This window comes from Bdellovibrio sp. SKB1291214 (assembly GCF_002209355.2).
GTDB lineage: Bacteria > Bdellovibrionota > Bdellovibrionia > Bdellovibrionales > Bdellovibrionaceae > Bdellovibrio.
The window spans coordinates 1934301-1946993 of the sequence record NZ_CP106855.1 but is presented as its reverse complement, the minus strand read 5'-3'; the positions used below and the strand labels follow the sequence as shown (position 1 = coordinate 1946993).

Annotated in this window: 13 protein-coding genes; 3 read left to right on the top strand and 10 right to left on the bottom strand. The window is 44.9% G+C overall.

Annotated features, from left to right (window positions below; all coding sequences use genetic code 11):
- The first annotated feature begins 113 nt into the window (after positions 1-113).
- Positions 114-1217: an NADH:flavin oxidoreductase/NADH oxidase gene (locus tag B9G69_RS09695; protein ID WP_265437710.1), complete on the top strand. Its 1104-nt coding sequence runs from the start codon at positions 114-116 to the stop codon at positions 1215-1217.
- A complete protein-coding gene (locus tag B9G69_RS09690; RefSeq protein ID WP_088615208.1) occupies positions 1214-1699 on the top strand; it encodes a hypothetical protein in 486 nt (161 codons plus the stop codon). The genes B9G69_RS09695 and B9G69_RS09690 overlap by 4 nt, the downstream gene beginning before the upstream one ends.
- A 120-nt stretch (positions 1700-1819) precedes the next feature.
- Here B9G69_RS09690 and aspA read toward each other — a convergent pair whose 3' ends face one another.
- Positions 1820-3238, bottom strand: coding sequence for an aspartate ammonia-lyase (aspA, locus tag B9G69_RS09685; protein WP_088615209.1), 1419 nt, complete (start codon positions 3236-3238; stop codon positions 1820-1822).
- Positions 3235-4299 carry an MBL fold metallo-hydrolase gene (locus B9G69_RS09680; protein ID WP_254916843.1) on the bottom strand — a complete coding sequence of 355 codons (1065 nt, stop codon included), beginning with the start codon at positions 4297-4299 and terminating at the stop codon, positions 3235-3237. The genes aspA and B9G69_RS09680 overlap by 4 nt, the downstream gene beginning before the upstream one ends.
- Positions 4300-4384: 85 nt before the next feature.
- Between B9G69_RS09680 and B9G69_RS09675 the strand changes: the two genes are divergently transcribed.
- Positions 4385-5971 (top strand): ArnT family glycosyltransferase, encoded by a 1587-nt coding sequence (locus tag B9G69_RS09675; RefSeq protein ID WP_254916844.1) that lies wholly within the window; start codon positions 4385-4387, stop codon positions 5969-5971.
- A 45-nt stretch (positions 5972-6016) separates the two neighbouring features.
- Here the strand turns inward: B9G69_RS09675 and B9G69_RS09670 are convergent, their stop codons facing one another.
- From B9G69_RS09670 to B9G69_RS09635, 8 genes are all read right to left on the bottom strand, one after another.
- Positions 6017-6484, bottom strand: a complete 468-nt coding sequence (locus tag B9G69_RS09670) for a hypothetical protein (RefSeq protein WP_088615211.1) — start codon at positions 6482-6484, stop codon at positions 6017-6019.
- An 11-nt stretch (positions 6485-6495) separates the two neighbouring features.
- A complete protein-coding gene (locus B9G69_RS09665; protein WP_088615212.1) occupies positions 6496-6840 on the bottom strand; it encodes a hypothetical protein in 345 nt (114 codons plus the stop codon).
- Positions 6841-6891: 51 nt separating this feature from the next.
- Positions 6892-7353 carry a hypothetical protein gene (locus B9G69_RS09660; RefSeq protein WP_088615213.1) on the bottom strand — a complete coding sequence of 154 codons (462 nt, stop codon included), beginning with the start codon at positions 7351-7353 and terminating at the stop codon, positions 6892-6894.
- 445 nt (positions 7354-7798) lie between these two features.
- On the bottom strand, positions 7799-8248 hold the full coding sequence (locus tag B9G69_RS09655; protein ID WP_088615214.1) for a hypothetical protein: 450 nt from the start codon (positions 8246-8248) through the stop codon (positions 7799-7801).
- A gap of 52 nt (positions 8249-8300) precedes the next feature.
- Entirely contained in the window at positions 8301-8762 is a 462-nt protein-coding gene (locus tag B9G69_RS09650; RefSeq protein ID WP_088615215.1) for a hypothetical protein, read from the bottom strand.
- A gap of 15 nt (positions 8763-8777) precedes the next feature.
- Positions 8778-9320, bottom strand: coding sequence for an NADAR family protein (locus B9G69_RS09645; RefSeq protein ID WP_088615216.1), 543 nt, complete (start codon positions 9318-9320; stop codon positions 8778-8780).
- Between the two features lie 216 nt (positions 9321-9536).
- Entirely contained in the window at positions 9537-10700 is a 1164-nt protein-coding gene (locus tag B9G69_RS09640) for a DNA topoisomerase VI (RefSeq protein ID WP_088615217.1), read from the bottom strand.
- Positions 10700-12487 carry a DNA topoisomerase VI subunit B gene (locus B9G69_RS09635; protein WP_088615218.1) on the bottom strand — a complete coding sequence of 596 codons (1788 nt, stop codon included), beginning with the start codon at positions 12485-12487 and terminating at the stop codon, positions 10700-10702. The genes B9G69_RS09640 and B9G69_RS09635 overlap by 1 nt, the downstream gene beginning before the upstream one ends.
- Positions 12488-12693: the final 206 nt, after the last annotated feature.

Genomic DNA, 12693 nt, shown 5'->3' with positions numbered 1-12693 from the left:
CCAAGTCCCAATCGATTTAAAAGAGGTGGTCTGTTTTGCCAAGTCCATTGTCTGATTTTGGAAAAAAAGGGAAGCTAAGTTGATCACCTGGCCGCCACTCCATAGAGGTATAAATGAACCAAACTCGACTCTTTAGTCCTTTAAAGCTTCGTTCAATCGTCTTTAGTCCTTTAAAGCTTCGTTCAATCGAGCTTAAAAACCGCATCGCCATAGCTCCCATGTGCATGTATTCGGCAACGGATGGCGTCCCTAACAATTGGCATCTGGTTCACTTAGGGTCCCGGGCCGTGGGAGGTGCTGGCCTGGTCGTCGTCGAAGCCACCGGAGTTCGCGCTGATGGACGTATTTCTCCAGGCTGCCTGGGACTTTGGAATGAAGAACAGCTTCGCAACTTCCAACCCATCACCGAGTTTATCAAACGCAATGGAACTGTGGCGGGAATACAACTGGCCCATGCCGGTCGCAAATCCTCGACGGATCTTGCCTGGAAAGGCGGCAAACCTTTGGGCATGGATCAGGGCGCTTGGGAAACCGTCGGTCCAAGCCCCTTACCCTTTGCGGAAGGTTGGCCCACCCCGCGGGAGCTTACAATCCCAGAAATTAAGCAGTTAGTGACGGACTATGTTCACTCCACCCGCCTTGCTGAAAAAGCAGGCTTTCAAGTGATTGAATTGCACATGGCCCATGGATATTTGATGCATGAGTTTTTGTCGCCAATTTCAAATCAGCGCACAGATCAATATGGCGGCAGTTTAGAAAATCGCATGCGCTTTCCTTTAGAGGTCGCAGCCGAGGTTCGCAAAGCATGGCCCGCGGAGCTTCCGCTTTTTGTTCGTATCTCTGCCACAGATTGGCTGGACAATGGAGGTTGGGATTTAGAACAAAGCATTTCATTCGCGAAAGAACTTAAAAAACGGGGCGTTGACCTTGTCGATTGTTCAAGTGGCGGCAATGTGCCCAAAGCGAAAATTCCTGTAGGTCCCGGATACCAAGTTCCCTTTGCTGAAGGAGTTCGCAAGGAAGCAGAAATTCTAACCGGTGCCGTCGGTAAGATCACCGAAGCCCTCCAAGCTGAAGAAATCTTGCAATCTGGGAAAGCTGATTTGATTTTAATCGCCCGGAGTTCGTTACATGACCCTTATTGGCCGTTACACGCTGCCGAAAAACTAGGCGTCGATGTGACATGGCCTCTGCAATACGGTAGAGTCCACACATGACAAAATCACACCACCACTCCAATGCTATGCAAGTTCGCCAAGCTCTTTGGGCTTTGCAAAAAGAAGTTTTAACTGCCCTTAAAGAGCAGTTTGACCATGAGGTGGGTTACGAATCTCAACCGAACGAATGGTTCAATGTTTTGATCACTGCGGAACGCTACAAATGGCTGCGCGAGCTGACTTCATTGATGGCCGACATTGATATCATGACAGAGCTTGAGATGATTTCTGAACAGCACGGTGAAACTGCCCGCGCAGAAATAGAGCGCCTGTTGTTTGAAGAGAATCCTGCAGCTGACACTTTCGGCAAGCAATACCGTGGATTGTTGTTGAATGGCGCAACACTGATGCCGTTACATTCACAATTAAAGGCCGCTTTGCAGAACTTGCCTAAGTCTGACAAAAACCAAGAACATCATCAAAATCACAGAAAATCTTGGCACGAAGAACACCGCAACCAAGCTCGCAAAAAACGTAACTAATATTACGTCACAGGGAAAAGACACATTGGCCCACTCTCATCAGTAATTTAAGATTTAAATTACTGGCCTAGGATGGGCCTTTTATTTTTTCTCATCTGTGTTTTTGGTGTTACGTTTGGCTTAGTGCTTTTTGCCCATGTATTTTGGGTTTAATAAATTTTCTGTCGAGAAGATTTCGTTAAGTTGTTCTAAAGTCACCACACCACGTTCAAGTGCCACTTCAGCGACGTTTCTGCCGGTTTGAGCACAAATTTTTCCGATGATGTCGCCCTCTTCGTGACCGATGATAGGATCCAAGTAAGTCACGATGCCGATGGAATTCAAAACGTTTTCGCGGCAGCGATCTGCATTCGCAGAGATGCCGTCGACGCATTTATTTTTCAGCGTGTAACAAGCTTGAGTCATCAATTGAATGGATTCAAACAGACTTGAGGCGATAACAGGCTCCATAACATTCAGTTGTAACTGCCCTGCTTCAGCCGCCAAGGTGACAGTCAAATCATTGCCGATCACTTTGAAAGCCACTTGGTTTACTACTTCTGGAATAACTGGATTTACTTTGGCTGGCATGATTGAAGAACCCGCCTGCAACTCTGGCAAGTTGATTTCTTTTAAACCGGCACGAGGGCCTGAGCTTAACAAACGCAAGTCATTACAGATTTTGGAAAGCTTCACAGCTGTGCGTTTCAAGGCTGCAGAGATAATCACATAAGCACCGCAGTCACTTGTTGCCTCGATCAGGTCTTCAGAAATCACAAAGGGATAACCTGTGACCTCAGCCAGTTTTTTGACGGCTAATGCCGAGTAACCCGCTGGGGCATTGACACCCGTTCCGATAGCGGTTGCGCCCAAGTTCACTTCTAAAATCAATTTCTGAACAGTCTTTAAAAGGCGGCTGTCTTCTTTCAAGAGCGTTGCAAAAGCATTGAACTCCTGCCCCAAAGACATAGGAACCGCGTCCTGCAATTGAGTACGACCCATTTTTAAAACGTGGGCAAACTCTTTGCCCTTTCTGTCGAAAGCCTCTGATAAAACATCGACCGCTTTCACCGCATGGTTGATGTGTTCGTACAAGGCCACACGAAAGGCTGTCGGATAAGCGTCATTCGTTGATTGGCACTTATTCACATGATCGTTAGGATGAACGGTTTTGTAATCGCCTTTTTTCAGACCACGAAGTTCCAAAGCGATATTAGCAATCACTTCATTGGCATTCATATTGACCGAAGTCCCGGCTCCGCCTTGAAAAATATCGGAGGGAAATTGGGGACCCCATTTTTTAGGATCTTTCAAAATGACATCGCAGGCTTCGACGATCGTTTGGGAAACGTCTTTAGGAATTGTACCAAGCTCTCCATTTGCCAGGGCTGTTGCTTTTTTAACCAAAGCCAAGGCTCGCACAAACAATTCGTCCTGACCGACAGTCATGCCAGAGATTTCAAAATTTTCGATCGCGCGCAGCGTGTGAATGCCATAGTAAGCATCAGCAGGAACTTGCTTATCGCCCAAAAGATCGTTTTCAACTCTGAACTGACTCATTTCACTATCCTCGTTTCGCCACGTTTCATCACCGGAAAAACTGACAGCGGAAGATTCGCCTTTTGCAAAGCCTCGCGCAATTTTTCGGGTGGTTCATTCATTGGCTCGTCACTGAGTTTAAAAGTTCCCCAGTGAACCGGTAGGGACAGCTTTGCATGCAAATCTTTATGAATTTGCACAGCCTCCCCAGCATCAATGTGCTGCAATTGCATGAACCAGCGTGGAGAATAGGCACCAATTGGAATAAGAGCAACATCCACCGCACCTAGCCGCTGATAGATGTCCTGAAAATCCTTAGAATAACCCGTATCCCCTGCAAAAAACACCTGGTGAGAGCCCTTCACCATCCATCCTCCCCACAGCGTCAAATTCCGATCGAAAAGGGAGCGAGCGGTCCAATGCTGGGCCGGGGTAAAGGTGAAATTTAAAGCCCCCACCTGAGTCCCTTGCCACCAATCGAATTCCCGCACATTTTTTATGCCTTCGCTTTCCAAAAGTACTTTGTTGCCTAAGGGCACCAGAAACTGGGTGCGCCCGCCATTCTGGTCATAGATTTTTTTAAGCGACGGTAAATCCAAATGGTCATAATGGCCGTGGGATATAATAACCACATCAAGCGCAGGCAACTGCTCAATCTGCAGCGGCAATTTTCCATAACGTTTTGGTCCCGCAAAACTAACGGGAGACACGCGATCCGATAATGCTGGATCCGTTAGGACATTCATTCCGTCCATCTGCACCAGCATCGCGGAATGCCCCAACCAGGTTAACATCAACCCCTCCGGATTTTGCAAAGCCTGCAAGTCCACTGGAATTGTCGGGGCACCGGCGGGATCGTCTTCTGGAAAGCTCGTGGTCCAACGCTGCCAATACCATTTCAGAACGCTCGGCTTGGGAGAGTTGTCATAATTATTTAAGAAGCCTGTCTTCCCATGATGAGGAAGGTTTGCATCGTAGTACTTAAAAGTTCCTGCGCAGCCCACAAGAAACCCCACATTAAAAAGCATTAGAATCATTCGCAATCGCATGCCATTACGATAGCACTTTACACGCAGCTTCATCGAGGGGAATTATTGCCATGACCTCTGCCTTAGGGCTACGACAGATGTTTAACAAAAAAGACTTCCGTAAAACCTGGAGTACCCCGTGATTGCTGACTATTGGAAGAAAAGCACGACCCAACAAAAAGTCCTTATTCTTTTCATCGCGACGTTATTTTTTAGAGCGTTCTTTAGTCTGAATATCGGCCTTATCGACGACGAGGCTTATCACTGGTCTTGGGCAAAAGACCTCCAACTTTCTTACTTTGATCACCCTGCTATGATTGCGTGGCTTGAAGCGATTACGACCTCCCTGTTCGGTGATAATCAGCTAGGAGTGCGGCTTCCAGGCTTCGTGTGCTTCACGGCGACGATCGTTTTATTGTACAAATTAACACGCGATCTTTTTGATGACTGGTCTGCGATCTTTGTCGGCTTTGTGATGTTATGGTCTCCCTTCTGGGGGGTTGGCGGTTACGTTGCTTCACCAGAGCCACCGTTTGCGTTGGCGTGGGTGGCAGCATCTTATGTCTTCTGGCAGGGAGTGCGCGAAGACTCTGCACGTTGGTCCACCCAAAAAACGTGGTTGTGGTTGGGTGTGATCATGGGCTTGGGATTAAACTCCAAGTTTATTGTCGCATTGTTAGCGCCGGGTTTTGGTTTGTATTTGCTGATGACTCCGAATCGACGCAAAGATTTGTTAACTCCATGGCCGTGGGTAGGATTCTTGATCGCGACTATTTTGTGCACCCCAATCTTTTGGTGGAACCACATGCACGATTGGCCGGGTTTCCGTTATCAGTTCCATGATCGTCACAGTGGTGAATCTTTTAACCCAGGTCGCTGGGGTGGCTGGTTCGCTGCTCAACTTTTGTTCTGCACGCCCTTCTTGTATGTGTTAATCGTGTTGGCGTTCATCAACTCAATCGTGAAACGCGTGGAAGCTCGTTGGAGATTTTTATTTTGCCTAACGGTACCAGCAATCGCCATTTTTTATGTGCAACCTTTCTTTGCGGACTACAAACCGCACTGGCCGGGTGCCGCTTACACATTGCTTTTGATGGGTGCGGGCTTCCTATGGTCTCAAGGTCTTAGATGGGGTCAGAAACAAATCGTAAAATCGCGCAGCAAGGCCTATACGTATGGGATCCTGGCATTCTTTGTTCCATTGGCATTTATTGCTTATACTCCTTTTGCATATCCATGGGTGCCCAAGGTTTTCAAAGCGGTGGCACCAAATGCAGAATGGAAAACGACTTACGATTTTTCGAATGAATTTACTGGTTGGGAAGAACTGGGAAAATTCCTGCTGCGCCGTCAACGCGAAATCCACGCAGAGACTGGTCACCGTCCGTTCTTGGGAGCTCTTCGTTACGAAACGACAGCGCAAACCATTTGGGGCGTAAAAAATACTGAAAAGATATATATGCTGAATTCCACAACGTCTCACTACACAGTGATGCAGACAGTGGAAGAAATGAAAAATCTGGAAGGCCAAGACGCTTTGGTTGTAACAACTGAAAAATACGATGCAGACATTCCAAATTATGCAACGTTCGAATCCTGCAGCCGTGATAAGCTTATGACCTTCCGTCATGGAATCCATGCGCGCACCTTCTATGTATATTCGTGCCATAATTTTAAAGGCATCAAATATGCGCCGGGAGAAATCCCTCCATCAGCACGCCGCTAATCGCGAAATAAAAAGGCACAGTTTTGAACTGTACCTTTTTTGAAATTACTCTTGCGGTGAGGCTGGGACGGACAAGCTGCCATTAATTCTTTTAAGCATGAATTTCAGATTGCTCACACTCATCGCGTATTCAAAATAGTCGCCCCCATTCAAATCCACATGAATACATAGCATGCTCTCAATGCTTTTTTTATTGCCAACCACGAGTGTTCGGATGGCCGAATTTTCTTTAATGCTCATGACAATTGGTGCTTTCAGCAAAAGACCTTGGGAGGTGTCCGCATCAGGACGAAGTCGAATTTCACATCGGACTGATTGAGTGTTCACACCTTGATTTGAAAAATACTTCCATACGAATTCATTTTCTCCAGGTTCGAAGTAAATGTCCTGATTGATCGTTATTGTAGTCCCTGTTGGCAAATCCCTCATCAACGAAGGTACATATTGTGAGGATGCGAACGTCGCTTGTCCAAAAAAAACAATCGTCAGAAATAAATGTTTTGAAAACGTCATAGGTAAATCCATTATTTCAAGCGGCAATCAATTGAATAAGAAACATTGCCCGTCGATACAGAGGCTTTCATACCTGCATTCTGCAATGTAACTCCATCGATCGCGAAAGTATTTTGTGCAACTTGTTCACGGGCTCCAGACCAAGTCATGATTTCAATAGAACCGCTGACTCCGGCTGCTTCAAATTCTTTGCTTCCGATCCAGTAGCGATAGTCTTGATGCAAATCGATGATCACATTGGCATTGCCAGTAGAAGATTTAACAACGCAAAAAGCCTGGTGGCCTTCGCTTTGTGTCTGCGCCATAGTGATTGAAGAGGCGATCGTAATTGTAAGGGCTGCGATAATGTTTTTCATAAATTTTCCTTTTTAATTATTAGAGTATTCGTGGGATTCAATTTAAAATGATTAAAGTTGCTTCAAGTCGTTTTCAGTCAATGGACCTTGTTCGCAAGTGAACTCTTCCGTGAAGCTCGTGATTTCAGAAGACGGATGCATACCTTCAAATTCCTTGTGCGCTTTAATTACTACCGTCCCGTTTGCAGAAGATAGATCATCACCTTTGAAAATAAGTGCCAAAGAAGAACTAGATTCCTTATTCACAGCCAGAATCAATCCCGCTGGGTGATAAGTAACAGCATCGACTGTGTCCGTAGAAACAGTGAACTTATTAAGATCTTGTTTCTTACCTTTGACTTTCAAAGATAAAAGTTGAGTGCTGCAACCATCAGCCTCTGCGCACATAACAGCAATGCGAGCGACCACTGATTTAGCTTTGCACTCGGATGAGTAATATCTTGGCGCCCAAGCCATCGCTTGGTTCGTGAGTAAAATAGACACGACAGAGAAGAGCGCGATTTGAGTTTTCATAAAGTAACTCCTTATGAGTTGTTTAATTTTTAGAAATCTAACTTCTTCAAAATAAAATCGGGAAATAAACCCCGGTCTCGTTAGGTCGGCAACGACCCCAGGTGCACATGGAGCTCTGACTAAGATTTGGTCACTTCATTCGGTTGCTAAAAAGATCCGCTTACTTGAGTATCTGGCCTGTCCAAAGTTCCAACAGAGTAACGTTCTGGGTCCGGGCAAGTTTTTCATTACTTTGCCAAGATTCCATAACGTCTCCGTTGAAGGCGTTTATAGACAAAGCAACGCATTGCGTAAATTAGAATGATTGGAATGTTTTTATCTAATTTTTAGATGGATTGAGTTTGCTCAACAATAGGGTTCTTTTTGGATGAAGCCTACAGAGCTTGGTTGTACTTGAACATAAGCAAAGCACTCATTGCCATTTACGAGATACAGGCTTTGATCATTACCGAATCACAGCTTGAACTGGCACCGTCAAATCGCGCAGCTCAAGACCGTTGTAATGCACCGGCAATTGCCCGCGAAATTTTTTGTCCACAACTCTGATCATGTAGAAACCAAATGGGATTTGCCCCACCAATTGAAAACCACCAGCAGAGTTTGTGCGAGCACGCGCAAAGATCGTCGCATCACGATCGATCAACTGAACAGCCAAGCCGCTCATATATTTTTGATGAACGCCTTTCACTTTTAAAGTGCCCGAGATGTTGACGACTTCTACGGTTGGTGCACCACTCACTGTCCCCGCCTGAATCAATTTGTCGTCGCCGCCTTGGGCGGAAACTTCAAAATGATCAGAGGCCAGATCTTTGGGTTTGCTTTCCTCGTCATGGGCACAGCCTGCATAGATCCCTGCAACAACCAAACTCAATAAAAGTAATTTCACCATCTTCATAGGACCATCTTAAGGCAAGGCTTTACTTTTGGTAGCAATGACGCGTCACTGATTACTGAGCGGGCTTTACGTGAACCGTGATCTCTTGATCATAACTGTTCACATACACACGAGTAGCACCACTGAATTTTGAAGAGGCCACATCCACTGTGTAATGACCATTAAAGAAAATTCCCGACAAAATAAATTTACCTTGAATATCAGAAGTCGCTTCGCCCACTGTCACACCATCGTCATCAAGCAGTCTAACTTTTGTGTATTTAAGTGGCGTCGCCGTGATGCCTTCTCCTTGCATCAAAGTTCCACGAATGCGTGTCGTTTGATTTTTAGTTCCAGTTACAGGAATACCCGTTAAATCATAGACACTGCCCGTGCGAGCATCCTTTACACCACCCGGATCAACACCGTAAGTTTTGCCGTTTAGATATTCCAAATTATTTTTAACTTCTTTTTGTTCTTTAGAGGCGCAACCAGCTAAAACCAAAAACAATCCAACGATGAAATACTTTTTCATAAAAACTCCAACACACTATTGAGCGCGCAAAGACTCGCGAACTTTTTCAAGCAACAGACCCAATTTATTTTTACCCGTGCGATCACCGCAATCAGCCCAGTAGCAATCATTCTTAGTGTGTTCGAAAATGCGCGCACTGCCCGTTGATAACAGCAAAGTTTTCAATTTCTCGTGACGAGTGAATTTATCAACCACAGCTTTTTCCATGAAGCCGTCTTTTACGTCATCCCAATCAGCACGTTTTGGAACATTCGCATCGCGACCACGATTAGCGGCCTCCATTGCATTCGGTGCGTCTTGCACCCATTTTATGAGTTCAGGTGTTTGGTATTTGTGTGCTTGATAGTAGTGCTCGCTTGTCGGCCACCACTCGTTATCGACAAAAATCGGATAGTTCGCGAAATTAGAAAACTCGCCATAGGGATTTTTTGTAGAATAAAAATCCAACTCGGTACCTTCATACGGCACCGGTGGAGTTTTGTAAGACGAATCCGCTAAGAAATGTGCGCAGGCAATTTGTGAGCTTAAAAGTAGAGTCGCAATAACAGCACGAAACATCTTCCATCTCCATGAAGGATGGGCTTCGTCTTTGAAGCCGATGGGGAGACTTTACCTGGCTCCGTGCGAGTTCCGCAGCAAAAAAGAGCAAGTTAATGCACAATGAAAAACATCGAACCCCTGAAAAACAAAATCCCCGCTCAATTAACAGAGCGAGGACTGTTTGAGCTAAGGAGCCAGGTAAAGGCTCCACAGCGGCTTCAAAGATTACGATGTCTAAACGTAAGAACCGCGTTTGATTTTTTCCAAGATCAATTTTTCTGTCTTGATAGGATCTTTGGGATCTACCGAGAAGTAAGATTGTTGCTCACAACGAATCTTTTCTTTGATCAACCAGCGCAGGATGTCCGCCAGGTTTTTGTTCTTTTTATCTAAGAAGAACGGATCGTTTTCCAAAGCATCTTTGGCTTTTTTCAAAGCACGTGCTTCAGCCGGATCGGATTCTTTCACTTTATAGTGAGGAAGATCGTACTTTTTAACGTCTTCAGGCAATACACCCAAGAATCTAACATTCGGTGCAGAGAAGTTAGAGTTACGGATCAAAGATGCCGCAGAACCCGCTTTCAATGTACGGAAGATATTTTGCATTGTGTACGCATCGAGATCTCCGAAGAAATACATCGGAACATCTAGTTCGTCCTGAATCAATTTTGACCAACCACGCACACCGTTCGATGGAACCCCTTGAGCACCCATCACGATACAGTTGTTACGTTTCGTGAAACCCATTGATACCAGCGTATTCGCCGTACCTTCAGATTCTACGATCAAGCAGAAATCGATTTTCTTTTTCGCCTTCAATTTCAAAGCTTGTGGTTTATTTTTAGGCTGGAACGGAGACGTACCCAGAGTCGAAAGATCAACAACGGCTTTATCACCATCGTTCAAAGTTTCAGTCACGATCAATTGTTGAGAATATGTTTGTCCACCACGATCATTGGCGAAACAGTTCAATTCCTCACGGTAGACCTCAAGCATGTCACCGATAAAGTCGATGATAGAATCTGACTCAGATTGATCATCGAAATCCAAGGGTTTCAAGCGAGAGTTCCCTTTGATCAAACCTTTGCACATGTAATAAAGCTCACGCTTGGTATTTACAGAGCCGATTTCCAAGTTGTTCAAAAGAATTTCAAGAACGAAAACCACACGAGCTAGTTTTTGTACCGACGAAACATTTAGTTCCGTACGAACAACTTTATCACCCGGAGTTAAGTAACCCACTTTAGAGTTGTACAAAGAGTTGTCCAATGAAGTCTTAACCGCTTCCAATACAGGACGCTTAGAAGACTCAAGATCTTTCAACATCTTGTCAGCCAAGATGCGAGCCTCTTTAGGAATATCAATTTTTAGTTCGCGAACGCTAAGTAATTTTGCCATTACGCTTTTTTCCCAGTCGTTTTCTTAGTCGTAGCTGTGGCTTTTTGAGTGCCGACTGCTTTTTTCGTCGTAGTTTTTTTAGTGCCTTGAGGCTCCGAAGCTTCATCAACCAAGTCTTCAGAAGAAATCACGTCGACTTCTTCTTCATCTCCATGATCGATACCTTTTTTCTTTTCACGCTGTTTTTGCGCCAAAAGTTTAGATTCAGCTGCTTCAAGGTCTGCCATCGCCTCTTCAGAATCACGGCCCAATAGTTTTTTCAAACCTTCTTCAGCCCTTTTCTTACGAGATTCGGGTGCATTGATAATTCTTGCCAAGCCTTCTACAAGGATCGGACCGAATTGCTCGATGTGTGCCAATTTTCTTTCAAGGTCAGCTTCTTTCACTTCTTTTTTGATGTGACGAGAAAGTTTTTGACCTGCTTGGATCAATGCCAAGCGAATCTCTGCCACCAACTCTTCCGATGCATCGATAGTTTCTTTCGAGGCATTTTTAAATTTGATGAACGGAGAAACGATAGAAATCGCAAAGATATAAGGACCTAGTGGCAAAGAGTCTTTAGGCTGCCCCAAGCCATATGTTTTCCAGTTTACGGATTCGATCGCCCAAGTGATCGCACAGCCCGACTTGTCGAACTGAAGTGGTACACGGTTGGCGAAACGAAGAAGTGTTACCGGAGAATCGTTTTGTTGATTGCGGTCCTTGAAACGCGCCAATGCAACTTCGACAACCACAGGTTTAAAGTCACAAATAGTCGGTTTACGAGTCACAACAGCGAAAAAGTCGATCTCACCTAAACGAGTGATCGATTTAGAAAGAGCTTCTTCCCCTACCGTCAAAACGGACTTCGTCGAAGGTGCCATCAAGTCTGTGTTTTGAACTGCCTGGAATACCTTTTTAAAGTCCTCTTCAGACAAAGATGTCAGAGGCTTTTCAAGAAGGTTTTTTGGAAGACCTTTTTTTACGAAATCAGAAATAGATTGATCTGAAATACGAGAGAAACCGGTCTTCAAAAACTTAGACAATGTCGTTTTACCGAACAACGTGGCATGAGTGATAAATTCACCCAGTTTAAACGTATGCGGATGCGGTAAAGAAGCCTCTGGAACCTTAGGAACTTCAGTGCTTACACGAGTCACAGTAACGAAGTCAGCGTCGTTCAATTTGTATGTGATTGTCATATGAGGGTTCACAAGGATTGTGCCCTCGATATAAGTCAAAATACCGCCATCACCGTTCAACTGAATACGTCCATCAAGGATGAATTCAACGCGTGTTCCGTGTTCGCGATCCCAATCCATAGACTCTTTGTTCTTAACAACGCCCGTATTGGATTTGATATCGACATCGACTTGCGCCGAAATCGCTTTACGCATTTTCTTTGTTTTAGAAACAACGCTCACACCACGAGCATTCGTCATCTGCGCCCAAGTCGTAGCGGCGGAGATACCGATACCTTGTTGACCACGAGAACATTGACCGCGACCGAACTTAGAAGAGGCAAGATATTCCCCGTAAACTTTGGCAAGATCCTCGCCCTCGATTCCGGGACCGTTGTCTTCGACAACGATGCGAATTAAATCAGTATTTTTAGTTGAACCAGCTCCAACTTTCGAAATTTCTACTAACAAATCAGGCAAAATGCCGGAAGATTCACAAGCATCCAACGAGTTATCTACTGCTTCTTTTAAAGTCGTTAGAACGGCTTTTAAAGGAGAAGAGAACCCGACTTGTTGGAGGTTTTTAGCAAAATATTCAGCTGTACTACTTTTAGTAATTTTGCTCACAGTCGCTTAGTCCTTATAACGATGTTAACGAATTTTAATACAATGACTTTGATAGCTTAGTCTCAACGCGAGTGGACAAATCAAGACCAAAGACTCAACACATCGCGACATAGCTTTCGAATGCGAGCCTAACATTTGTAATAACCCTTGTTTGAATACATGGCGACTAGTAAAAAGTTTGTTTAGTAAAGCCATCTTGTACGTTT